Below are 24490 nucleotides of genomic sequence, written 5' to 3' on the forward strand. Positions count from 1 at the left end.
CGGTGGTTCCCCCCTGGCGGTTCGGCTCTCTGGCGTGATCAGTCCTCGGGCAGGCCGCTCGGCGGTCTGCGGCGGGGCGGCGCCGGCACGGCGCGGCGGAGCAGCGGGAGCAGGACGCGGACGACGACGGTGTGCAGGACGACGAGCAGGGCGAGCAGGACCGGCGTGGCCGGCGCGAGGGCGTCGCGCGCCACCCAGCCGCCCACGGCGACGAGATACAGGACCCCCCAGCGCCCCGGCCACGACAGCCGTCCGCCCACGTGCGCGAGCAGCGGCCACAGGGCGGCGAGGCACAGCACATGGCAGACCAGCGGCACCCAGCGCAGCAGCGGTCCGGGCACGTCCAGGCCCAACGCCTCCGCGAGGGAACCGGCCGTCTGCGGGGAGAACGCGCCGCCCACGGGCTCCGGTTCCCGGCCGAGGAGGACGGGCGCGGCGTGCAGCGCGACCAGGGCGGACCCCAGTGCCGTACCGGTGAGCCAGGTGTCGGCCCGCGTGGACAGCGTCACCGAGGCGACGAAGACCAGGAGCAGTACGCCCCCAGAGGCGAGCGCCGTGAGCGGCAGCCCTTCCAGCAGCTGACGCCCGGTCAGTGCGGCGGCGTCGGTTCCGTCGAGCCGGGGCAGGTCGCGCACCGAGGCCCAGAAGACGAGGGTGGCGAGTCCGAGGACGGCCCACAGGAGGTGTCTCAGACGCCGGTCGTCCGGGCCGCCGGACGGCCGCGGCGGGTTGGGCCGCGCCGCGCCGGCCTCCGCGGGCCCGCGCCGCTCCCGCGAGGCGGTGGCCGGTGGGGCCGCGGCGGCCCAGGTGGTCCGGCCGGGCTGCCGCGGCGCCCCGCGCCACGGTGACGGCCCCGCGGACCGGTCCCCGTCCGGCCCGTCCTTCCACCCGGACCGGTCCCCCGCCGACCCGCCCCACGCGTCCCGCTCGTCCCGCTCGTCCCGCTGGACCGGCTCGTCCGCCCGGCCCGGCTCCTCCACCCGTGACCAGACGTCCGCCCGGCCCGGCTCCTCCACCCGTGACCAGGCGTCCGTCCGGGCGCGCCCGTCTGCCCGGACCGCCTCCTCCGCCCGCGACCACCCGTCCGCCCCGGCCCGCTCGTCCGCCCGGACCCGCTCCTCCACCCCGTCAGGTCCCGCGTCCGCCGCCGCCGTCCCGGCACCAGCGCCCTCCTCGGCTCCCCCCGCCGGCTCCCCCGCGCCCGCCGCTCCGGCTCCCGGTCCGGGAGCGGGCTGCGGCCGTACGATGAACGCCAGCGTGTCCGCCTGCAAGGCCTCGCGTTCGTACCCGGGGCGGCCGATGAACAACGTGACCGTGTCCTCGCCGGACTCCTCGGACCGCTCGTCCCCGGACGCGGTGCGGCGGGCCCAGCCGGTGCCGTACCCGGCGGTGGCGTTCAGCCGGGCCCAGCGCGTGCCGTAGGCGGTGCCGGTGGGCGGCCGGTCCGCGGGGCCGCCGGTCCGGTCGCGCAGGGCCGCCCGCAGCCCGAACACCGAGACGGCCGCGATCAGCGTCATGCTGATCAGCACCGCCCATCCGGCCCCCGCGATCCCCGCCGGGGTGAACAGCACACCCGCGCTGCCCAGCACCAGGGCGCACATCGCCCCCTGGAGCGCCGCGAGCACTCCCGTGCGCCCCTGCACCCGCAGCACGCCGATGTAGAGCTCCACGACCACCCGGGGCAGCGCCCCCAGGGCGAGTAGCCTCAGTACGGTCGAGCCGTGCTCGGCGTAGTCCGCGCTGAACGGCGTGAGGATCAGCGGTGCGAAGATCACCAGGACCGCCACCACCGGCACCAGCAGCAGCGTCATCCGGCGCAGCGCGCCCCGCACCCCGTCGGCCAGTTGGCGCGGGTCGTGCGAGGCGTGGGCGGTGAGCGACGAGGCCATGTTGATGGCCATGAACTCCATCGTGCCGCCGACGGTGTACGCCACGTAGAAGTAGCCGTTCTCCGCGGCGCTGAAGCGGACGGCGACCATCACGGGCAGCAGGTTGATCATCGCCAGGCTGAACAGCGCGCCGAGCGAGTCACCGGCCAGGAAGCGGCCCATGGTGCGCAGGGCGGGCGGTTCCACGTCGCGGTCGGCGGCGGCCTGGCGCGGGATGAGCCGGCGGAAGATCAGCCAGCCGAGGGGGAGGGTGGAGAACGCGATGGCCACGGCCCAGGACGCGAAGATGCCCAGCACGGGCAGCGCGCTCGCGAAGACGGCCAGCAGGACCAGCTTCCCGACGGAGAACATCGCGTTGCCGGCCGGCACCCACTCGGCCTTGCGCAGCCCGGTGAGCACCCCGTCCTGGAGCGTGAGCAGCGCCCAGGCCACGCACGCCGCGACGAACAGCGCCCCGGCCAGCGGGGTGCCGAGGGGTTCGTAGGAGGCGCCCCACCGGTCGAGGGTGAGCAGGAAGACGCCCGCGGCCAGGGCGACGACCACGGAACTCGCCCCGTACACGCCCCACACCAGGCGTCCGGTCTCGCGGCCGGCCCGCGGGACGAAGCGGACCACGGCGCCGATCATCGTGGTCGCGGTGATGCTGGCGAGCAGGCGCATCGCGGCGATCGCGGCGGACCCCTCGCCGACGGCGTCCTCGGAGTAGTAGCGGGCGGCCACGAGCCAGAACCCCAGGCCGAGGACGGCGGACACGCCCGTGCTGAGCATCAGGAAGTAGGCGTTCTTGAACAGGGAGTCGGAGCCCGGCCCGTCCCCGGCGGGCCGGGGCCCGCCGTCGGCGCGCACCGCCGCCGGTTCCTGCACCTGGGTGTCATTCACGGGACGACCCCAGCCCGCCCGTCGCCGTCCCCGGCCCGGCCGGGCCCGGTGGCGGTTCGGCCGGCCGCGCACCGGACCGCTCCAGCGCCTCGACGGCCTGCCGCGCCCGCAGCGGGTCCACCGGCAGCGCGTGCCGCGCGAACCAGCGGGCCGCATCGGGCGCGGGCGACGGGTCCGTGAACCGGGCCCCCGCGTAGTCGTCCAGGGGCGGGTCGTAGAGGTAGCCGACGACGATCCCGCTCCGCGCCAGCGCCGCGATCGCCGCGTCCCGGTCCGCCACCAGCAGCGGCACCCGGAACAGCGGCTGCACGGCGCCGCCCTCCGGCGGCCGCGCCCAGCGCGTGGACAGCAGCAGCTCGGTGCCGTCCCGGGCCGCCCGTAACACCTCGTCCAGCCGCCCGAGTCTGCGCTGGATCCGCCGCAGCCGCAGCGGGCCGGACTCCTGGCGGTAGGTGTGCATGTCGACGCGGACCCAGGGGTCGTGCGTGGCCAGGTCCGGGGCCGGGCCGGCCGCCCGGGCCAGCGCCTCCGGACGCAGCGGCATCCTGATCCCGTCGCGCTCCGTCAGCCCCAGCAGCCCCATCGCGGCCCACGCGGCCCGCCGCAGCCCCAGCCCCCGCACCGCCGCCTCGGCGTACGGCCGTACGGCGTAGGCGAGTTCGGACGCCGTGCGGCGCGGGGTGAGCAGGGCGTCGCAGGCGGCGCGCACGGTCTCGCGCAGGTCCGGGTCGGCGAGCGACAGGATGCCCCCGGCCTGGGCGTCGGCGTGCTTGGAAAGGCTGAAAACGGAGGCCTCGCCCCAGGCCCCGACCGGCCGCCCGCCGACCTCGCTGCCGATGGCGTGCGCCGCGTCCTCGAACAGCGGGATGCCCAACGCGTCGCAACGCGCCCGCAGTTCGGGGGCCGGATCCGGATTGCCGTACAGGTTGGTCGTCAGGACGGCGGAGAGCGAGCCCCACACCTCGTCGGGCACGGCGTCGATGTCGATGGACGCGTCGAACGGGTTCAACGGCGCCTGTACCGGCCGCAGTCCCGCCGCCAGCACAACGAAGAAGATGACGTCGTCGTTGACCGGCGACATCAGGACCCTGCCGCCCGGCGGGCACCAGTGGCGCAGGGCCACGAACAGCCCGAACCGGCATGACGGCACGTACACGCATTCCCGGCCGAGCCGGCCGCGCATGGTCTCTTCCAGCCGTTTCGACTGCGAGCCGTGGCGCACCGAACCCGGGCCGGCCTCCCCTGTGGCCATTCGCCCCCCTGTGTGCCGTCGGAACGCCCCCTCCCCGAGGCCTTCCGGCACCCGCCCAGACTCGCCCCCTTCGCACCGCTCCGTCAAGATTGCGTAACCGGCCTGTGGACAACTTCCGGTACGCAAGTGGAAGCGGCGCACGGCGCCCTCGCGCCCGGGCGTGCGCGGCCGGCGGCCCCTCCCGCCGCCACACCACCACTGCGGCTCTGCACAAGACCGCCATGTCACCCGTAACGTGTGGCACGGCCACGGACACGTGGAGCACCTGCGCACACGAAAGCGAGGCAGCACCCGATGCCCCCCTTCGATGTCCCCGAGGGCGATCCCTTCGGCCCGCACAACCTGCCGTACGGCGTGTTCTCGCCCCCCGGTTCGTCGGAGCGGACCGTGGGCGTCCGCCTCGGCGACCACGTCCTCGACGCCGGCGCGGCGGCCCACGCCCTCGGCTCCCCCTACGCCTCCCTGCTCGCCCGCCCGACCCTCGGCCCGCTGCTGGCCGCCGGCCGTACGGCCTGGTCGGACGTGCGGCGCGCGCTCACGGCGTGGGTGACGGTCCCGGCCCACCGGGAGACCGTCGAGCCGCTGTTCCACCCGCTGTCCGAGGTGACCCTGCACCTCCCCTTCGAGGTCGCGGACTACGTCGACTTCTACGCCTCGGAGAACCACGCCCGGAACGTAGGCCGGATGTTCCGCCCCGACGCGCCCGACTCCCTGACCCCGAACTGGAAGCACCTGCCGATCGGTTACCACGGCCGCTCCGGCACGGTCGTGGTGTCGGGCACCGACGTCGTACGCCCCTCGGGCCAGCGCAAGGGGCCCGCGGACCCCGCTCCGGTCTTCGGGCCGTCCGCGCGGCTGGACATCGAGGCCGAGGTCGGCTTCGTGGTGGGTGTGCCGTCCGCACTGGGCCGGCCGGTGCCGCTCGGCGACTTCCGCGAGCACGTCTTCGGCCTCTGCCTCCTCAACGACTGGTCCGCGCGCGACGTCCAGGCCTGGGAGTACGTCCCCCTCGGCCCGTTCCTCGGCAAGTCCTTCGCCACCTCGGTGTCGGCCTGGATCACCCCGCTGGACGCCCTGGAGGAGGCGCGCGTGGCACCGCCGGAGCGCACCCACGCGCTGCTGCCCTACCTGGACGACACGGACGAGGAACCCGGCGGGTACGACCTGCGGATTACCGTCGCCCTCAACGGCCACGTCGTCTCCGAACCCCCCTTCTCCACCATGTACTGGACGGCCGCCCAGCAGCTCGCCCACATGACCGTCAACGGCGCCTCGCTGCGCACCGGCGACCTGTACGGCTCGGGCACCGTGAGCGGCCCCGCCGAGCGGGAGCGCGGCTCGCTGCTGGAGCTGACCTGGAACGGCCGCGACCCCCTCGAACTCCCCGACGGCAAGCGGACGTTCCTGGAGGACGGGGACGTGGTGACCCTGACGGCGTGGGCGCCGGGCCCGGACGGGGTCCGCGTGGGCCTCGGCGAGGTCACGGGACGGATCGTCCCCACGGCCTGAACCGTCCGCCGCCCCCTTCCGGTCCCGTCCGGACGCTGACTCGCACCGCCCTTCGCCGTCATACTGGGCGTCGGGCGGTGTGCGCGTTCACTCCGCGCGCCCCCCGCACCTCACGCACGCCCCAGCACGACCCGAAGCCGCCCTCGTCCGAGGAGATCCGGAGCCCGTGGCATGACCGTCTGCCTGCTCCTGCTGAGCGTTGTCGCCGTGACGGCCGCCGTGCCCGTCCCGCGGGCGCTGACCCGCGCGAAGTGGCCGGAGCGGGAGCCCGTGGTGGGGCTGTGGGTGTGGCAGTGCCTGGTCGCCACCGTCCTGCTGTGCTGTCTGACGGCGCTCGCCCTCGGTGCCGCCGCCGTCTTCGGCACCGTCCGCGCCCAGCTCTTCGCCCCGGCCCCGCCCGCCGTGACCGCGGCGTACGACCTGTCCTCCGCACCGCTGTGGGCGAGCGCGCTCACCCTGCTGCTGGCCTGCGGGGCGGCCTGGACGACGGCCATGCTCGGGCGCGAGCTGGTCGAGGCCCGCCGGCGCCGCAGCCGGGCCCGGGCGCAGCTGCGCGAGCGCGCCCCCGAGCTGCCCGCGGGACTCCCGGCGGGCCGCGGCCCGCTGCTGGTGCTGGAGGACGAGTACCCCGACGCCTGGTGGATGCCGGGCAGCCCGCCCCAGCTGATCGTCACCACCGGCGCGCTACAGCGCCTCACCGACCACCAGCTGGACGCCGTCCTCACCCATGAGCGCGGCCACGCCCGCGCCCGCCACGACTGGCTGCTGCACCTGTCCACGGCCCTGGCCACCGGCTTTCCCCGGATCCCGCTGTTCGCCCACTTCTGCGACCAGACCCACCGGCTGGTCGAGCTGGCCGCCGACGACACCGCCTCCCGCCGCTGCGGTCACCTGACCACGGCCCTGGCCCTGATCGAACTCAACCAGCACCGGGGAGTGCTGTCCTGCGCGTCCAGCCACCGCCTGCTCGGCGAACGCGTCGACCGCCTCCTGGAGCCGCCGCCCCGCCTCGACCGCCACCACCGCGCCCTGACGACGACGGTGGCGGCGCTGGTCCCCCTCCTCCCCCTGCTGATCACCTTCGCACCGGGGCTGACGGCCCTGCCGTAGAACGCCCGCCCCCGCCGGCCCTAGCTCCAGTCGGGCTCCGGCTCCTCCGTGGGCCAGTCGTCCTCACCGGGGTGGGCGGCACCGGCGGTGGGCGTCCCGGTCCCGGTGTCCGCCGGCGCCTTCAGCCCGGCCAGCACCCCCACCACGCCCTCCCCGTACGTGGCCAGCTTCTTCTCGCCCACTCCGCTGATCCCGCCGAGCTCGGCCACCGAGGCGGGCCAGACGGTGGCGATCTCCCTGAGCGTGGCGTCGTGGAAGATGACGTACGCCGGGACGCCCTGCTCGCGGGCCTGCTCGGCACGCCAGGCGCGCAGCGCCTCGAACGCCGGGAGCAGCTCCGCCGGCAGTTCGGCGGCGGCCGCCCTGGCCTTGCGGTCGCCCCGGCCGCCCGTGCCCCGGGCGGTCGCCGGCTTCTTCGGCTCCTTGCGCAGCGGCACCTCCCGCTCCCGCCGCAGCACCGCCCCGCTCGCCTCGGTGAGCCCCAGCGTGCCGTACTCGCCCTCCACGGCGAGCAGCCCCTGGGCGAGCAGCTGGCGCACGACGCCCCGCCACTCCGCCTCCGTCAGCTCCTCCCCTATCCCGAACACGGAGAGCTGGTCGTGGTCGAACTGGATCACCTTGGCCGTGCGCCGCCCCAGCAGGATGTCGACGATCTGCGCGGCGCCGAACTTCTGCCCGCGCTCCCGCTGCAACCGCACCACCGTCGACAGCACCTTCTGCGCCGCGACGGTCCCGTCCCAGGTCTCCGGCGGGGTCAGACAGGTGTCGCAGTTGCCGCAGCCGGCCGGGCCGGCCTCCTGGCCGAAGTAGGCCAGGAGCTGGCCGCGCCGGCACCGGACGGTCTCGCACAGCGCGAGCATCGCGTCCAGGTGCTGGTTGGCGCGCCGCCGGAACGCCTCGTCGCCCTCACCGGACTGGATCAGCTTGCGCTGCTGCACGACGTCGTTGAGCCCGTACGCCATCCAGGCCGTGGACGGCAGCCCGTCGCGCCCCGCGCGGCCCGTCTCCTGGTAGTAGCCCTCGACCGACTTGGGCAGGTCGAGGTGGGCGACGAAGCGGACGTCCGGCTTGTCGATGCCCATGCCGAACGCGATGGTCGCCACCACCACCAGGCCGTCCTCCCGCAGGAACCGCGCCTGGTGCCGCGCGCGCGTCCCCGCGTCGAGACCCGCGTGGTACGGCACCGCCTCGATGCCGTTGCGCGAGAGGAACTCGGCGGTCTTGTCCACCGAGTTGCGCGAGAGGCAGTAGACGATGCCCGCGTCCCCGGCGTGCTCCTCGCGCAGGAAATGCAGCAGCTGCTTCTTCGGGTCCGCCTTCGGCACGAGCCGGTACTGGATGTTGGGCCGGTCGAAGCTGGCCACGAAGTGCCGGGCCGACGGCATGTTCAGCCGCTCGGTGATCTCCCGGTGCGTGGCGTGCGTGGCCGTCGCCGTGAGCGCGATCCGGGGCACGTCCGGCCACCGCTCGCCGAGCAGCGACAGGGTGAGGTAGTCCGGCCGGAAGTCGTGTCCCCACTGGGACACGCAGTGCGCCTCGTCGATCGCGAAGACGGAGATCTTGCCCCGGGAGAGCAGATCGAGGCTGCTGTCCAGCCGCAGCCGCTCCGGAGCGAGGTACAGCAGGTCCAGCTCGCCGGCGAGGAACTCGGCCTCGACGAGTCGGCGCTCCTCGAAGTCCTGCGTGGAGTTCATGTACCCGGCGCGCACACCCAGCGCCCGAAGCGCGTCCACCTGGTCCTGCATCAGGGCGATCAGCGGTGAGACGACGACCCCCGTGCCCGGTCTGACCAGGGCCGGGATCTGGTAGCACAGCGATTTTCCGCCGCCGGTCGGCATGAGCACGACCGCGTCACCACCCGCGATCACATGCTCGACGACCGCTTCCTGCTCACCGCGGAAGGCGTCGTAGCCGAACACCCGGTGCAGGGTGGCCAGCGCCTCCCCATCCGTCATCGTCATCCCGGCGGTACCGCCCGTCCCGTGCATCGTCCCGTCCCCCGTGCGTCGTCCCTCGACCACTGCGTCCACGATAGGCGCCCGCACCGACAGCCCCGCGGTTGTCCACAGGCCGGGCGGGAACGGCTGCGGCCCGGCACCCCCGTCACGGGGTCACCGGGCCGCTCCCTCGCCGGGCGGGCGCGGGGTCAGCGCACGAACACTCCCGCGTCCCCGGCCAGCTCAAGGAAGTACTGCGGTGCCACACCGAGCACCACCGTGACCGCCACGCCGACCCCGATCGCCGTCATCGTCAGCGGTGACGGCACCGCGACGGTCGGGCCCTCGGGGCGCGGCTCGCTGAAGAACATCAGGACGATGACGCGGATGTAGAAGAACGCGGCGATGGCCGACGAGATCACACCGACCACGACCAGCGGGGCCGCCCCGCCCTCCGCCGCCGCCTTGAACACGGCGAACTTCCCGGCGAAACCGGAGGTCAGCGGGATGCCCGCGAAGGCCAGCAGGAACACCGCGAACACCGCCGCCACCAGCGGGGAGCGGCGGCCGAGGCCCGCCCACTTGGACAGGTGCGTCGCCTCGCCCCCGGCGTCCCGCACCAGCGTGACCACCGCGAACGCGCCGATGGTCACGAACGAGTACGCCGCCAGGTAGAAGAGGACGGACGAGATGCCCGACGGTGTGGTCGCGATGACACCCGCGAGGATGAAGCCGGCGTGGGCGATCGACGAGTACGCCAGCAGCCGCTTGATGTCGGTCTGCGTGATCGCCACGATCGCGCCGGCCAGCATGGTGACGATGGCGACGGCCCACATGACCGGCCGCCAGTCCCAGCGCAGGCCCGGCAGCACCACGTACAGGATCCGCAGCAGCGCGCCGAACGCCGCGACCTTGGTCGCCGCCGCCATGAAGCCCGTCACCGGCGTCGGGGCGCCCTGGTACACGTCGGGCGTCCACATGTGGAAGGGGACGGCGCCGACCTTGAACAGCAGGCCCATGACCAGCAGCGCGGCGCCGACCAGCAGCAGCGCGTCGTTGCCCATGGTGTCGGCGAGCGCCGGGCTGACGTCCTGGACGGTGCCGTCGACGACCTGCGCGATCGTCGCGTACGACATCGAGCCGGAGTAGCCGTACAGCAGGGCGATGCCGAACAGCGTGAACGCGGAGGCGAACGCGCCGAGCAGGAAGTACTTGACCGCCGCCTCCTGCGACATCAGCCGCTTGCGGCGGGCCAGCGCGCACAGCAGGTACAGCGGGAGCGAGAGGACCTCCAGCGCCACGAACAGCGTCAGCAGGTCGTTGGCGGCCGGGAAGACCAGCATGCCGGCCACCGCGAAGAGCAGCAGCGGGAACACCTCGGTGGTGGTGAACCCGGCCCTGACCGCCTTCCTCTCGCTGTCGCTGCCCGGTACGGAGGCGGCCTGCGCGGCGAAGGAGTCGACCCGGTTGCCGTGCGCCTCCGGGTCGAGGCGGCGCTCGGCGAAGGTGAACAGGCCGACCAGGGCGGTCAGCAGGATGGTGCCCTGGAGGAACAGGGCGGGGCCGTCGACGGCGATGGCGCCCATCGCCGCGATGCCCGCCTTGGTGGTGCCGTAGCCGTCGGCGGCGAGCGCCACGACCGCGGCGAAGGCGGCGACGAGCGCCGCCACGGCGACGAACATCTGCGCGTAGTAGCGCGTCCTGCGCGGCACGAACGCCTCGACCAGGATGCCGAGGACCGCCGCGCCGACGACGATCAGCGTGGGCGCGAGCTGCCCGTACTCGATCTTCGGCGCGTCGATCTTCGAGATCGGGTCGGCCGCGGTGGCCGCCGTTGTCCACAGGCTGTGGACGGCTGCTGTCGCACTCACTTGGCCGCCTCCACCTCGGGCTGGGGGTCCTTCTTCTGTACGTCGGACATGGTGTGCTCCACCGCCGGGTTCACGACGTCGGTGACGGGCTTCGGGTAGACGCCCAGGAAGATCAGCAGCACCACCAGCGGCGCCACCACCGCGATCTCCCGCACCCGCAGGTCGGGCATCGAGGCGACCTCGGGCTTCACCGGGCCCGTCATCGTCCGCTGGTAGAGGACGAGGGTGTAGAGCGCGGCGAGAACGATGCCGAAGGTGGCGATGATGCCGACCACCGGGTAGCGCGTGAACGTGCCGACCAGGACCAGGAACTCACTGACGAAGGGCGCGAGCCCCGGCAGCGAGAGGGTGGCGAGGCCGCCGATCAGGAAGGTGCCGGCGAGCACCGGGGCGACCTTCTGCACACCGCCGTAGTCGGCGATGAGCCGGGAGCCGCGCCGCGAGATCAGGAAACCGGCCACCAGCATCAGCGCGGCGGTCGAGATGCCGTGGTTGACCATGTAGAGCGTCGCGCCGGACTGGCCCTGGCTGGTCATCGCGAAGATGCCCATGATGATGAAGCCGAAGTGCGAGATCGACGCGTAGGCGATCAGCCGCTTGATGTCGCGCTGGCCGACCGCGAGCAGCGCGCCGTAGATGATGCTGACCAGGGCCAGCACCAGGATCGCCGGTGTCGCCCACGCGCTGGCCTCCGGGAACAGCCCGAGGCAGAAGCGGAGCATCGCAAAGGTGCCCACCTTGTCGACGACCGCCGTGATGAGCACGGCCACCGGCGCGGTGGACTCCTGCATGGCGTTGGGCAGCCAGGTGTGCAGCGGCCACAGCGGCGCCTTCACCGCGAAGGCGAAGAAGAAGCCGAGGAACAGCCAGCGTTCGGTGTTCGTCGCCATGTCGAGCGAGCCGTCGGCCCGCGCCGCGGCGATCTCGGTGAGCGAGAAGTTCCCGGCGACCACGTACAGCCCGATCACCGCGGCCAGCATGATCAGACCGCCGGCCAGGTTGTAGAGGAGGAACTTCACGGCCGCGTACGAGCGTTGCGTCGCCGCCTTCTCCTCGCCGTGCTCGTGGGCCCGGTCCCCGAAGCCGCCGATGAGGAAGTACATCGGGATCAGCATGGCTTCGAAGAAGATGTAGAAGAGGAAGACGTCGGTGGCCTCGAAGGAGATGATCACCATCGCCTCGACGGCCAGGATCAGGGCGAAGAAGCCCTGCGTCGGCCGCCACCGCCTGCTGCCGGTCTCCAGCGGGTCGGCGTCGTGCCAGCCCGCGAGGACGATGAACGGGATCAGCAGCGCGGTCAGCGCGATCAGCGCCACCGCGATGCCGTCGACGCCCAGTTCGTAGCGGACGCCGAAGTCGGCGATCCAGGCGTGCGACTCGGTGAGCTGGTAGCGGTCGCCGTCCGGGTCGAACCGCACCAGGACGACGAGCGCCAGCACGAGCGTGGCGAGCGAGAACAGCAGGGCCAGCCACTTGGCGGCCGTGCGCTTCGCGGCCGGTACGGCGGCCGTGGCGATCGCCCCGATGGCCGGGAGCGCCGCCGTCGCTGTCAGCAGAGGAAAGGACATCGGTATCAGACCGCCCTCATCAGCAGGGTCGCGGCGACCAGGACGGCCGCGCCGCCGAACATCGAGACCGCGTAGGACCGGGCGAAGCCGTTCTGCAGCCGGCGCAGGCGCCCGGACAGGCCGCCCATGGAGGCCGCCGTGCCGTTGACGACCCCGTCGACCAGGGTGTGGTCGACGTAGACCAGCGAGCGCGTGAGGTGTTCGCCGCCGCGCACCAGGACCACGTGGTTGAAGTCGTCCTGGAGCAGGTCGCGCCGGGCGGCCCGGGTGAGCAGCGATCCGCGCGGGGCGACGGCCGGGACCGGACGGCGCCCGTACTGGGCCCAGGCGACCGCCACGCCGACGACCATCACCGCGACCGTGGCGGCCGTCACCGTCATGGCGCTGATCGGCGCGTGCCCATGGTCGTGTCCGGTGACGGGCTCCAGCCAGTGCAGGAAGCGGTCGCCGAGGTTGAAGAAGAAGCCGCCGCACACCGATCCGACAGCGAGGACGATCATCGGGATCGTCATGACCTTGGGCGACTCGTGCGGGTGCGGCGGGGTGTACGCGCCGCGCGTCTCGGCGGCGGGCTCCACGTCCGGCGCGGCCGGCGACGGCGTCGGGGCGTCGCGCCAGCGCTCCTCGCCGAAGAACGTCATCAGCATCACGCGGGTCATGTAGTACGCGGTGAGGGCCGCGCCCAGCAGGGCGCAGGCGCCGAGGATCCAGCCCTCGGTGCCGCCCTTGGCGAACGCCGACTCGATGATCTTGTCCTTGGAGTAGAACCCGGACAGGAACGGGAAGCCGATGATGGCGAGGTAGCCGAGGCCGAAGGTGACGAAGGTGACCGGCATGTACTTCCTGAGGCCGCCGTAGCGGCGCATGTCGACCTCGTCGTTCATGCCGTGCATGACGGAGCCGGCGCCGAGGAACAGCCCGGCCTTGAAGAAGCCGTGCGTCACCAGGTGCATGATCGCGAAGACGTAGCCGATCGGGCCGAGGCCCGCGGCGAGCACCATGTAGCCGATCTGCGACATGGTCGACCCGGCCAGCGCCTTCTTGATGTCGTCCTTCGCGCAACCGACGATCGCACCGAAGAGCAGCGTGACCGCGCCGACGATGGTGACGACCAGCTGGGCGTCCGGGGCGCCGTTGAAGATGGCTCCGGAGCGGACGATCAGGTAGACGCCCGCCGTCACCATGGTCGCGGCGTGGATCAGGGCCGAGACCGGGGTCGGGCCCTCCATCGCGTCACCGAGCCAGGACTGCAGCGGCACCTGGGCGGACTTGCCGCACGCGGCGAGCAGCAGCATCAGCGCGATCGCGGTGAGCTTGTCCTCACCGGCGGCCCCGGCGAGTCCGGCCTCCCCGTGCGTGCCGAGCACCGGCTCGAAGGCGAAGGTGCCGAACCACAGGAACATCAGCATGATCGCGAGCGACAGGCCCATGTCGCCGACCCGGTTGACCAGGAAGGCCTTCTTGGCGGCCGTGGCGGCGCTGGGCTTGTGCTGCCAGAAGCCGATCAGCAGGTAGGAGGCGAGACCGACGCCCTCCCAGCCGACGTAGAGCAGCAGGTAGTTGTCGGCGAGGACGAGGATCAGCATCGCCGCGAGGAACAGGTTCAGATAGCCGAAGAAGCGGCGGCGCCGCTCGTCGTGCTCCATGTACCCGACGGAGTACAGGTGGATCAGCGAGCCGACGCCGGTGATCAGCAGGACGAACGTCATCGACAGCTGGTCGAGCCGGAAGGCGACGTCGGCCTGGAAGCCCTCCACCGGGATCCAGCTGAACAGGTGCTGGGTGACGGTGCGTTCCTCGGCGCCCTTGCCGAGCAGGTCGGTGAACAGCACCAGGCCGAGCACGAAGGAGGCGCCCGCGAGGACGGTGCCGATCCAGTGGCCGACGGCGTCCAGCCGGCGTCCGCCGCACAGCAGGACCGCCGCTCCGAGCAGGGGCGCCGCCACCAGCAGCGCAATCAGGTTCTCCACGATTCAGCAGCCCCTCACAGCTTCATCAGGCTGGCGTCGTCGACCGAGGCCGAGTGGCGGGAACGGAACAGGGACACGATGATCGCCAGTCCGACCACGACCTCCGCGGCGGCGACGACCATCGTGAAGAACGCGATGATCTGGCCGTCGAGGTTGCCGTGCATCCGGGAGAAGGCGACGAAGGCGAGGTTGCAGGCGTTGAGCATCAGCTCGACGCACATGAACACGACGATCGCGTTGCGCCTGATCAGCACGCCGGTGGCGCCGATCGTGAACAACAGGGCCGCCAGATAGAGGTAGTTGACCGGGTTCACTTCGACGCCTCCTCGGCCCGCTTGAACGTCGGCGCGTCGATGGCGCGGCGCTCCAGCCGCTCCTCCGCGCGCTGCTCCATCGCCCGCAGGTCGTTGATCGCCTCCCGGGAGACGTCACGGATCTGGCCGCGCTCCCGCAGCGTCTTGCTGACGGTGAGGTCCGACGGGGTGCCGTCGGGCAGCAGGCCCGCGATGTCCACCGCGTTGTGCCGGGCGTACACGCCGGGCGCCGGGAGCGGCGGCAGGTACCTGCCCTCGCGGACACGCCGCTCGGCCAGCTCGCGCTGGGTCATCGCGCGCTCGGTGCGCTCCCGGTGGGTGAGCACCATGGCGCCGACGGCGGCCGTGATGAGCAGGGCGCCGGTGATCTCGAAGGCGAAGACGTACTTGGTGAACAGGAGGGCCGCCAGGCCCTCCACGTTGCCGCCCGCGTTCGCCTCGCCGATGCCGTTGAACTCGCTGAGGGAGGCGTTGCCGATGCCGCCGACCAGCAGGATGCCGAAGCCGAGACCGCACAGCAGGGCCAGCCAGCGCTGCCCCTTGATGGTCTCCTTCAGGGAGTCCGCCGCCGTGACGCCGACCAGCATCACCACGAACAGGAACAGCATCATGATCGCGCCGGTGTAGACGACGATCTGCACGACGCCCAGGAAGTAGGCGCCGTTGGCCAGGTAGAACACCGCCAGGACGATCATGGTGCCGGCGAGGCAGAGCGCGCTGTGCACGGCCCGCTTCATGAAGACGGTGCACAGGGCGCCGATCACCGCGACCGTGCCGAGGATCCAGAACTGGAAGGCCTCTCCGGTGGAGGTGGAGTAGGCGGCGAGCTGTCCGGTCATCGCCCGATCACCTTCTCCGACGCCGGTTCCTGCTCGCCGGAGGTCGACTCGGCCTCCTGCACCGCCTCGCCCTCGGAGTGGGCGGTCTGCTGCTCGGTGCCGGGCGCGGCCTCGGTGACCAGGCCCCGGTAGTAGTCCTGTTCGTCGGTGCCCGGGTACATGGCGTGCGGCGAGTCGACCATGCCCTCCTCCAGACCGGCGAGCAGCTGCTCCTTGGTGTAGATGAGGTTGGCGCGGCTGGAGTCGGCCAGCTCGAACTCGTTGGTCATCGTCAGCGCGCGCGTGGGGCACGCCTCGATGCACAGGCCGCACAGGATGCAGCGGGCGTAGTTGATCTGGTAGACGCGGCCGTACCGCTCGCCGGGCGAGTAGCGCTCCTCGTCCGTGTTGTCCGCGCCCTCAACGTAGATCGCGTCGGCGGGGCAGGCCCAGGCGCACAGCTCGCAGCCGACGCACTTCTCCAGGCCGTCCGGATGGCGGTTGAGCTGGTGCCGTCCGTGGAAGCGGGGAGCGGTGGTCTTCTGCTGCTCCGGATACTGCTCGGTCAGCCGCTTCTTGAACATGGCCTTGAACGTCACGCCGAAGCCGGCCACGGGGTTCAGGAAACCGGGCTTGGTCTCCTTGGGCTCCTCAGCCATCGTGCGCCTCCTTTCCCTCCGTGGACCCACCCAGCGGTCCGTCACTGTGAGTATCGGGCCCGCCACTGACAATCAGCTCGCGCTCGCGGCGCGGGCGGCGTCGCGGCACCGGCGGCAGTTCCTGCCCCGGCAGCGGCGGTACGGGGAACCCGCCCGCCATGGGGTCGAAGCCGGGCGCGGCCTCGGCGGGCTGCTCGGCCTCCCTCGCCTTCGCCCGGAAGATGTCGGCGACGAAGGAGAGCAGCAGCAGGGCGAGGACGGCACCGCCGATGTAGAGGGCGATGTCGGCGAAGTCGTAGTTCTCGTTCCGCAGGGCCCGCACGGTGGCGACGAGCATCAGCCACACCAGGGAGACCGGGATGAGGACCTTCCAGCCGAGCTTCATCAGCTGGTCGTAGCGCACGCGCGGCAGCGTGCCGCGCAGCCAGACGAAGCCGAACAGCAGCGTCAGCAGCTTGCCGGTGAACCAGAGCATCGGCCACCAGCCGTGGTTCGCGCCCTCCCAGAAGGTGCTGATCGGGTACGGGGCCCGCCAGCCGCCCAGGAACAGCGTCACGGCGACGGCCGAGACGGTCACCATGTTGATGTACTCGGCGAGCATGAACATCGCGAACTTGATCGACGAGTACTCGGTGTTGAAGCCGCCGACCAGGTCGCCCTCGGACTCGGGCATGTCGAAGGGGGCGCGGTTGGTCTCGCCCACCATGGTGACGATGTAGATGAGGAAGGAGACCGGCAGCAGCAGGACGTACCAGCGGTCGGTCTGCTGCTCGACGATCGTCGACGTCGACATCGACCCGGAGTAGAGGAACACGGAGGCGAACGCGGCGCCCATGGCGATCTCGTAGGAGATCATCTGCGCGCAGGAGCGCAGACCGCCCAGGAGCGGGTACGTCGATCCGGAGCTCCAGCCCGCGAGGACGATGCCGTAGATGCCGACCGAGGCGACCGCGAGGATGTAGAGCACCGCGATCGGCAGGTCGGTGAGCTGCATGGTGGTGCGGTGGCCGAAGATCGAGATCTCGTTGCCGGCCGGCCCGAAGGGGATCACCGCGATCGCCATGAAGGCCGGGATGGCCGCGACGATCGGCGCGAGGACGTACACCGCCTTGTCCGCGCGCTTGACGACGACGTCTTCCTTGAGCATCAGCTTCACGCCGTCGGCGAGCGACTGGAGCATGCCCCAGGGGCCGTGCCGGTTGGGGCCGATGCGCAGCTGCATCCAGGCGACGACCTTGCGCTCCATGACGATGGAGATCAGCACGGTCACCATCAGGAAGGCGAAGCAGAACACCGCCTTGACGACGACCAGCCACCAGGGGTCGCGGCCGAACATCGAGAGGTCTTCAGCGGCGAGGTACGGGCTCATGCCTCCACCTCCTTGGGGGCCTCGCCGGCGGGCGTCGCCGGTCCGATGCGGACGAGGGAGCCGGGCAGTTCCCCGGTGTCGGAGGCGACGCCGCCGCCGGTGGAGTTCAGCGGGAGCCACACCACGCGGTCGGGCATCTCGGTGACCTCCAGGGGGAGTTCGACCGTTCCGGCGGTCCCGGTCACCGCCAGCGCGTCGCCCTCCTTGACGCCGACCTCGGCGGCGGTGGCGGCGGACACGCGCGCGTGCGCGGCGTGTCGGGTGCCGGCCAGTGCCTCGTCGCCGGCCTGGAGCAGCCCCTGGTCGAGCAGCAGCCGGTGCCCGGCGAGCACCGCCTCCCCGGCGGCCGGCCGGGGCAGGGAGCCCGCGGTCTCCACCGGGTCGGTGGCCAGGGGGCCGGTCCAGGCGCCGAGCCGGTCCAGCTCCGCGCGGACCGTGCGCAGGTCCGGCAGGCCCAGGTGGACGTCCATGGCGTCGGCCAGCATCTGCAGCACGCGCGCGTCGGTGGGTGCGACCCGCCGGGTCATCTGGTCGGGCTTGAGCGCCGCCTCGAACAGGCGGACCCTGCCCTCCCAGTTGAGGAAGGTGCCGGCCTTCTCGGCGACCGCGGCGACCGGCAGGACGACGTCGGCGAGTTCGGTGACCTCGCTGGGCCGCAGTTCGAGCGAGACCACGAACCCGGCCTCGGCGAGTGCCGCCCGCGCGCGGGCCGGGTCGGGCAGGTCGGCGACCTCCACGCCCGCGACCAGCAGCGCCTGGAGTTCGCCGCGGGCCGCCGCCTCCACGATCTGGCCGGTGTCCCGGCCGTAGCGGTGCGGGAGATCGGCGACGCCCCACACGGCGGCGACCTCCTCCCGCGCGCGCGGGTCGGTCGCCGGGCGCCCGCCCGGCAGCAGTGACGGCAGCGCGCCCGCCTCCACGGCGCCGCGCTCCCCGGCCCGGCGCGGGATCCACACCAGCCGGGCACCGGTCGCGGTGGCACTGCGCACGGCCGCGGTCAGGCCGCCGCGTACGGCCGCCAGCCGCTCGCCGACGACGATCACCGCGCCCTCGGTCCGCAGCGCCTCGGCGGCCCTGGCCCCGTCGCCCTCCAGGCCGACGCCGCTGGAGAGCGCGTCCAGCCATTCGGTCTCGGTGCCGGGGGCCGCCGGCAGCAGTGTGCCGCCGGCCTTCGTCAGACCCCGCGTGGCGTGCGTGGCCAGGGCGAAGGTCCGCTGTCCGTGCCCGCGCCAGGCCTTGCGCAGCCGCAGGAAGACGCCGGGCGCCTCCTCCTCGGACTCGAACCCGACGAGCAGGACGGCCGGCGCCTTCTCCAGCGCGGTGTACGTGACGCCCGTACCGTCGAGGTCACGGCCGCGGCCCGCCACCCGGGCGGCGAGGAAGTCGGCCTCCTCGGCGCTGTGCACGCGCGCGCGGAAGTCGACGTCGTTGGTGTCGAGCGCGACCCGCGCGAACTTGCTGTACGCGTAGGCGTCCTCGACGGTGAGCCGGCCGCCGGTCAGGACACCGGTGCGGCCCCGCGAGGCCAGCAGCCCCTGCGCGGCGATCTGCAGCGCGTCCGGCCAGGACGCAGGCTCCAGGTCGCCCTCCGCGTTGCGCACCAGCGGCGTCTGGAGCCGGTCCCGCTGCTGGGCGTACCGGAACGCGAAGCGTCCCTTGTCGCAGATCCACTCCTCGTTGACCTCGGGGTCGTGCGCGGCGAGCCGTCGCATGACCTTGCCGCGCCGGTGGTCGGTGCGGGTGGCGCAGCCGCCCGAGCAGTGCTCGCACACCGACGGCGACGAGATCAGGTCGAAGGGGCGGGAGCGGAAGCGGTAGGCGGCGGAGGTGAGCGCGCCGACCGGGCAGATCTGGATGGTGTTGCCGGAGAAGTACGACTCGAAGGGGTCGCCCTCGCCGGTGCCGACCTGCTGGAGCGCGCCCCGCTCGACCAGCTCGATCATCGGGTCGCCCGCGATCTGCTGGGAGAAGCGGGTGCAGCGGGCGCACAGCACGCACCGCTCGCGGTCGAGCAGCACCTGGGTGGAGATCGGGACGGGCTTCTCGTAGGTGCGCTTCCTGCCCTCGAAGCGGGACTCGGCGTGGCCGTGCGACATCGCCTGGTTCTGCAGCGGGCACTCGCCGCCCTTGTCGCAGACCGGGCAGTCCAGCGGGTGGTTGATGAGCAGCAGCTCCATCACACCCTTCTGGGCCTTCTCCGCGACCGGCGAGGTCAGGTGGGTCTTCACCACCATGCCGTCGGTGCAGGTGATGGTGCAGGACGCCATGGGCTTGCGCTGGCCCTCGACCTCGACGATGCACTGCCGGCAGGCGCCGGCCGGGTCGAGGAGCGGGTGGTCGCAGAACCGGGGGATCTCGATGCCGAGCTGCTCGGCGGCCCGGATGACCAGGGTGCCCTTGGGCACGCTGATCTCGGCGCCGTCGATGGTCAGCGTGACGAGGTCCTCGGGCGGGACCGCCGCCTCTCCTCCGCCGGAGGGAGCGCTCGTGGTCACGGTCATGCGTTCACCTCCGTGCGGTGGTCGGCCCAGGCCGTCGACTTCGCGGGGTCGAAGGGGCAGCCGCGGCCCGTGATGTGCTCCTCGTACTCCTCGCGGAAGTACTTGAGCGAGGAGAAGATCGGCGAGGCGGCGCCGTCGCCGAGGGCACAGAAGGACTTGCCGTTGATGTTGTCGGCGATGTCGTTCAGCTTGTCGAGGTCGGACATCCGGCCCTTGCCGGCCTCGATGTCGCGCAGCAGCTGCACCAGCCAGTACGTGCCCTCACGGCAGGGCGTGCACTTGCCGCAGGACTCGTGGGCGTAGAACTCGGTCCAGCGGGTGACGGCGCGCACCACGCAGGTCGTCTCGTCGAAGCACTGCAGGGCCTTGGTGCCGAGCATGGAACCGGCGGCGCCCACTCCCTCGTAGTCGAGGGGGACGTCGAGGTGCTCGTCGGTGAACATCGGCGTGGAGGAGCCGCCCGGCGTCCAGAACTTCAGCCGGTGCCCGGGCCGCATCCCGCCGCTCATCTCCAGCAGCTGGCGCAGGGTGATGCCGAGGGGCGCCTCGTACTGGCCGGGGCCGGCGACGTGGCCGCTGAGGGAGTAGAGCGTGAAGCCGGGGGACTTCTCGCTGCCCATCGAGCGGAACCACTCCTTGCCCCGGTTCATGATGGCGGGAACCGACGCGATCGACTCGACGTTGTTCACCACGGTCGGGCACGCGTAGAGGCCCGCGACGGCGGGGAAGGGGGGACGGAGCCTCGGCTGGCCCCGGCGGCCTTCGAGCGAGTCGAGCAGTGCGGTCTCCTCACCGCAGATGTACGCGCCCGCGCCCGCGTGCACGGTGAGTTCGAGGTCGAGTCCGCTGCCCAGGATGTTCTCGCCGAGGAACCCGGCCTCGCGCGCCTCGCGCACGGCCTCGTGCAGCCGCCGCAGCACGGGGACGACCTCACCGCGGAGGTAGATGAAGGCATGGGACGACCGGATCGCGTAGCAGGCGATGACGATGCCCTCGATGAGGCTGTGCGGGTTGGCGAAGAGGAGCGGGATGTCCTTGCAGGTGCCCGGCTCCGACTCGTCGGCGTTGACCACGAGGTAGTGGGGCTTGCCGTCGCCCTGCGGGATGAACTGCCACTTCATCCCGGTCGGGAAGCCGGCGCCGCCGCGTCCGCGCAGTCCGGACTCCTTGACGTAGGCGATGACGTCGTCGGGGGACATGGCGAGCGCCTTGCGCAGCCCCTCGTACCCGTCGTGCCCGCGGTAGACGTCCAGCGTCCAGGACGCGTCCTCGTCCCAGAAGGCCGAGAGCACCGGTGCGAGCAGCTTCTCCGGGCCGGTGTCCTTCAGTTCGGGTGCCAAGGTCATCACTCCCCCTCCTCGGCTGCGGGCCCCGCCGGGTGGGAGGGGTCGGAGGCCGATGTGTCCTGCGGCGCGTCGTGCGAGCTGAGGTGCTCCGTGGGCGACGGCTCGTGCGGCGGGGTGTCCCGGGGTGCCTCACCGCGCGGGTGCACCACGCGGGCCGGCGCCTCGCCCTTGGCCAGCTTCAGGCCGGCCAGGGAGGCGGGTCCCGCGCTGCCGGTGGCCTCGACGGCGCCGTCGCGCTCGTCGGGGAACCCGGCCAGGATCCGCGCGGTCTCCTTGAAGGTGCACAGGGGCGCACCGCGGGTCGGGGCCACCGGGCGGCCGGCGCGCAGGTCGTCGACCATGCGCTTGGCGCTCTCGGGGGTCTGGTTGTCGAAGAACTCCCAGTTGACCATCACCACGGGCGCGAAGTCGCAGGCCGCGTTGCACTCGATGTGCTCCAGGGTGACCTTGCCGTCGTCGGTGGTCTCGCCGTTGCCGACGCCCAGGTGTTCCTGGAGCTCCTCGAAGATCGCGTCGCCGCCCATGACGGCGCACAGGGTGTTGGTGCACACCCCGACCTGGTAGTCGCCGCTCGGCCGGCGCCGGTACATGGTGTAGAAGGTGGCGACCGCGGTCACCTCGGCGGTGGTGAGGCCGAGCATGTCCGCGCAGAACCGCATGCCGGTGCGCGTGACGTGTCCCTCCTCCGACTGCACGAGGTGCAGCAGCGGCAGGAGGGCGGACCGGGAGTCCGGGTAGCGGGCGATGACCTCGCGCGCGTCGGTCTCCAGCCGGGCCCGGACGTCGTCCGGGTAGGCGGGTGCGGGCAGTTCGGGCATGCCCAGGCTGACGCCCCGCTCCGAAGAAGAGGTGGTCACCGGTCGACGCCTCCCATCACGGGGTCGATGGACGCGACGGCGACGATGACGTCGGCGACCTGGCCGCCCTCGCACATCGCCGCCATGGCCTGAAGGTTGGTGAAGGACGGGTCGCGGAAGTGGACCCGGTAGGGGCGGGTGCCGCCGTCGGAGACGACGTGCACCCCGAGTTCGCCCTTGGGCGACTCGACCGCCGCGTACGCCTGTCCCGGCGGGACGCGGAAGCCCTCGGTGACCAGCTTGAAGTGGTGGATCAGGGCCTCCATGGAGCTGCCCATGATCTTCTTGATGTGGTCGAGGGAGTTGCCCAGTCCGTCCGGTCCCAGGGCGAGCTGGGCGGGCCAGGCGATCTTCTTGTCGGCGACCATGACCGGTCCGGGCTGGAGCCGGTCCAGGCACTGCTCGACGATGTGCAGCGACTGCCGCATCTCCTCCAGCCGGATCAGGAAGCGGCCGTAGGAGTCGCAGGTGTCGGCGGTCGGGATCTCGAAGTCGTAGGTCTCGTATCCGCAGTACGGCTGTGTCTTGCGCAGGTCGTGCGGCAGGCCGGTGGAGCGCAGGATCGGGCCGGTGGCGCCGAGGGCCATGCAGCCGGCCAGGTCGAGGTAGCCGACGTCCTGCATGCGGGCCTTGAAGATGGGGTTCCCGGTGGCGAGCTTGTCGTACTCCGGGAGGTTCTTCTTCATCTTCTTCACGAACTCGCGGATCTGGTCCACCGCGCCGGGCGGCAGGTCCTGGGCGAGTCCGCCGGGGCGGATGTACGCGTGGTTCATCCTGAGGCCCGTGATCAGCTCGTAGATGTCGAGGATCAGCTCACGGTCGCGGAAGCCGTAGATCATGATCGTGGTGGCGCCGAGCTCCATGCCGCCGGTGGCGATGGCCACCAGGTGGGAGGAGAGCCGGTTCAGCTCCATCAGGAGCACCCGGATGACCGAGGCCCGGTCGGGGATCTGGTCCTCGATGCCGAGGAGCTTCTCGACCGCGAGGCAGTACGCCGTCTCGTTGAAGAACGGCGTCAGGTAGTCCATGCGCGTCACGAACGTGGTGCCCTGGGTCCACGTCCGGTACTCGAGGTTCTTCTCGATGCCGGTGTGGAGGTAGCCGATGCCGCAGCGGGCCTCGGTGACCGTCTCGCCGTCGATCTCCAGGATCAGGCGGAGCACGCCGTGGGTGGACGGGTGCTGGGGGCCCATGTTGACGACGATGCGCTCGTCGTCGGCCCGGGCCGCGGTCTCGACGACCTCGTCCCAGTCGCCGCCGGTGACGGTGTAGACGGTGCCCTCGGTGGTCTCGCGTGCCGACGCGGCCGAGGCGGCGGCGTCGGATGCGGACGCGTGCGACGTGCTCATGAGTACGACCTCCGCTGGTCCGGAGCCGGGATCTGGGCGCCCTTGTACTCGACGGGGATGCCGCCGAGGGGATAGTCCTTGCGCTGCGGGAAGCCCTGCCAGTCGTCCGGCATCATGATCCGCGTCAGGGCCGGGTGACCGTCGAAGACGATGCCGAAGAAGTCGTAGGTCTCGCGCTCGTGCCAGTCGTTCGTGGGATAGACCGGGAACAGCGACGGGATGTGCGGGTCGCTGTCGGGCGCGCTGACCTCCAGGCGGATCAGCCGGTTGTGGGTGATCGAGCGCAGGTGGTAGACGGCGTGCAGCTCGCGGCCCTTGTCGTTCGGGTAGTGCACGCCGCTGACGCCGGTGCAGAGCTCGAAGCGCAGGGCGGGGTCGTCGCGCAGGGTGAGGGCGACCTGGACCAGGTGCTCGCGTTCGATGTGGAAGGTGAGTTCGCCGCGGTCGACGACCGTCTTCTCGATGGCGTTGTCCGGGAGCAGGTCCTGCTCCTCCAGCGCGCCCTCGAGCTCGTCGGCGACCTCGTCGAACCAGCCGCCGTAGGGGCGGCTGGCCGGCCCCGGGAGCCGGACGGAGCGGACCAGCCCGCCGTAGCCGGAGGTGTCGCCGCCGTTGTTCGCGCCGAACATGCCGCGCTGGACGCGGATCTCCTCACCGCCCTGGCCGCGCTGCCCGGGGAGGTTCTCGGCGGAGAGCTCCTTCTCCGGGTTGGCGCCGTCGCCGTTCGCGTCGCTCATCGCAGCAGCCCCTTCATCTCGATCGTGGGCAGGGCCTTGAGCGCCGCCTCCTCCGCCTCACGGGCCGCCTCCTCGGCGTTCACGCCGAGCTTGGAGCCCTGGATCTTCTGGTGGAGCTTGAGGATGGCGTCCATCAGCATCTCGGGGCGGGGCGGACAGCCGGGGAGATAGATGTCGACCGGGACGATGTGGTCGACGCCCTGGACGATCGCGTAGTTGTTGAACATGCCGCCCGAGGAGGCGCAGACCCCCATGGAGATCACCCACTTGGGGTTCGGCATCTGGTCGTAGACCTGCCGCAGCACGGGCGCCATCTTCTGGCTGACCCGTCCGGCGACGATCATGAGGTCCGCCTGCCGCGGCGAACCGCGGAAGACCTCCATCCCGAACCGCGCCAGGTCGTAGCGGCCGGCGCCCGTGGTCATCATCTCGATGGCGCAGCAGGCGAGGCCGAACGTGGCGGGGAAGACGGACGACTTGCGCACCCAGCCCGCGGCCTGCTCGACGGTGGTCAGCAGGAATCCGCTCGGCAGCTTTTCTTCGAGTCCCATGGTC

The 24490-nt window shown here is 72.0% G+C and carries 18 protein-coding genes; 2 read left to right on the forward strand and 16 right to left on the reverse strand.

From position 1 onward, the window contains the following. Positions 1-38: 38 nt before the first annotated feature. Both FHX78_RS14255 and FHX78_RS14260 read right to left on the reverse strand, forming a co-directional pair. The gene (locus tag FHX78_RS14255) at positions 39-2768 is read right to left on the reverse strand and encodes a lipopolysaccharide biosynthesis protein (RefSeq protein ID WP_229923827.1); all 2730 of its coding nucleotides are present in this window, start codon (positions 2766-2768) and stop codon (positions 39-41) included. Then, positions 2761-4020 (reverse strand): DegT/DnrJ/EryC1/StrS family aminotransferase, encoded by a 1260-nt coding sequence (locus tag FHX78_RS14260; RefSeq protein ID WP_145867805.1) that lies wholly within the window; start codon positions 4018-4020, stop codon positions 2761-2763. Before FHX78_RS14260 ends, FHX78_RS14255 begins: the two co-directional genes overlap by 8 nt. 294 nt (positions 4021-4314) lie before the next feature. Between FHX78_RS14260 and fahA the strand changes: the two genes are divergently transcribed. Continuing rightward, the gene (fahA, locus tag FHX78_RS14265; protein ID WP_145867806.1) at positions 4315-5529 is read left to right on the forward strand and encodes a fumarylacetoacetase; all 1215 of its coding nucleotides are present in this window, start codon (positions 4315-4317) and stop codon (positions 5527-5529) included. Between the two features lie 171 nt (positions 5530-5700). Then, positions 5701-6639 carry a M56 family metallopeptidase gene (locus tag FHX78_RS14270; RefSeq protein WP_145867807.1) on the forward strand — a complete coding sequence of 313 codons (939 nt, stop codon included), beginning with the start codon at positions 5701-5703 and terminating at the stop codon, positions 6637-6639. 20 nt (positions 6640-6659) lie between these two features. Here the strand turns inward: FHX78_RS14270 and recQ are convergent, their stop codons facing one another. The 14 genes from recQ to FHX78_RS14340 all read right to left on the reverse strand — a co-directional run bounded on the left by recQ (position 6660) and on the right by FHX78_RS14340 (position 24486). Further along, a complete protein-coding gene (gene recQ, locus FHX78_RS14275; RefSeq protein WP_145871955.1) occupies positions 6660-8627 on the reverse strand; it encodes a DNA helicase RecQ in 1968 nt (655 codons plus the stop codon). 158 nt (positions 8628-8785) lie between these two features. Then, positions 8786-10447: an NADH-quinone oxidoreductase subunit NuoN gene (gene nuoN, locus FHX78_RS14280; protein ID WP_145867808.1), complete on the reverse strand. Its 1662-nt coding sequence runs from the start codon at positions 10445-10447 to the stop codon at positions 8786-8788. Then, positions 10444-12015, reverse strand: coding sequence for an NADH-quinone oxidoreductase subunit M (locus tag FHX78_RS14285; RefSeq protein WP_145867809.1), 1572 nt, complete (start codon positions 12013-12015; stop codon positions 10444-10446). The genes nuoN and FHX78_RS14285 overlap by 4 nt, the downstream gene beginning before the upstream one ends. A 5-nt stretch (positions 12016-12020) precedes the next feature. After that, positions 12021-13985, reverse strand: coding sequence for an NADH-quinone oxidoreductase subunit L (gene nuoL, locus FHX78_RS14290; protein ID WP_145867810.1), 1965 nt, complete (start codon positions 13983-13985; stop codon positions 12021-12023). A 14-nt stretch (positions 13986-13999) separates the two neighbouring features. After that, positions 14000-14299 (reverse strand): NADH-quinone oxidoreductase subunit NuoK, encoded by a 300-nt coding sequence (nuoK, locus tag FHX78_RS14295; RefSeq protein WP_004927567.1) that lies wholly within the window; start codon positions 14297-14299, stop codon positions 14000-14002. After that, positions 14296-15138, reverse strand: a complete 843-nt coding sequence (locus FHX78_RS14300) for an NADH-quinone oxidoreductase subunit J (RefSeq protein ID WP_145867811.1) — start codon at positions 15136-15138, stop codon at positions 14296-14298. The genes nuoK and FHX78_RS14300 overlap by 4 nt, the downstream gene beginning before the upstream one ends. Beyond that, positions 15135-15776 carry an NADH-quinone oxidoreductase subunit NuoI gene (gene nuoI, locus FHX78_RS14305; protein ID WP_145867813.1) on the reverse strand — a complete coding sequence of 214 codons (642 nt, stop codon included), beginning with the start codon at positions 15774-15776 and terminating at the stop codon, positions 15135-15137. The genes FHX78_RS14300 and nuoI overlap by 4 nt, the downstream gene beginning before the upstream one ends. Further along, positions 15769-17145, reverse strand: coding sequence for an NADH-quinone oxidoreductase subunit NuoH (gene nuoH, locus FHX78_RS14310; protein ID WP_145867814.1), 1377 nt, complete (start codon positions 17143-17145; stop codon positions 15769-15771). The genes nuoI and nuoH overlap by 8 nt, the downstream gene beginning before the upstream one ends. After that, positions 17142-19646: an NADH-quinone oxidoreductase subunit G gene (locus FHX78_RS14315; protein ID WP_145867815.1), complete on the reverse strand. Its 2505-nt coding sequence runs from the start codon at positions 19644-19646 to the stop codon at positions 17142-17144. The genes nuoH and FHX78_RS14315 overlap by 4 nt, the downstream gene beginning before the upstream one ends. After that, the gene (nuoF, locus tag FHX78_RS14320) at positions 19643-20992 is read right to left on the reverse strand and encodes an NADH-quinone oxidoreductase subunit NuoF (protein ID WP_145867817.1); all 1350 of its coding nucleotides are present in this window, start codon (positions 20990-20992) and stop codon (positions 19643-19645) included. The genes FHX78_RS14315 and nuoF overlap by 4 nt, the downstream gene beginning before the upstream one ends. Further along, a complete protein-coding gene (gene nuoE, locus FHX78_RS14325; RefSeq protein WP_145867819.1) occupies positions 20992-21849 on the reverse strand; it encodes an NADH-quinone oxidoreductase subunit NuoE in 858 nt (285 codons plus the stop codon). Before nuoE ends, nuoF begins: the two co-directional genes overlap by 1 nt. Then, positions 21846-23198, reverse strand: coding sequence for an NADH-quinone oxidoreductase subunit D (locus FHX78_RS14330; protein ID WP_145867820.1), 1353 nt, complete (start codon positions 23196-23198; stop codon positions 21846-21848). Before FHX78_RS14330 ends, nuoE begins: the two co-directional genes overlap by 4 nt. Next, complete coding sequence (locus tag FHX78_RS14335; protein ID WP_145867823.1) at positions 23195-23935, reverse strand: NADH-quinone oxidoreductase subunit C; 741 nt, start codon at positions 23933-23935, stop codon at positions 23195-23197. Before FHX78_RS14335 ends, FHX78_RS14330 begins: the two co-directional genes overlap by 4 nt. Continuing rightward, a complete protein-coding gene (locus tag FHX78_RS14340; protein WP_005313804.1) occupies positions 23932-24486 on the reverse strand; it encodes a NuoB/complex I 20 kDa subunit family protein in 555 nt (184 codons plus the stop codon). The genes FHX78_RS14335 and FHX78_RS14340 overlap by 4 nt, the downstream gene beginning before the upstream one ends. Positions 24487-24490 lie beyond the last annotated feature (4 nt).

This window comes from Streptomyces capillispiralis, from assembly GCF_007829875.1.
GTDB lineage: Bacteria > Actinomycetota > Actinomycetes > Streptomycetales > Streptomycetaceae > Streptomyces > Streptomyces capillispiralis.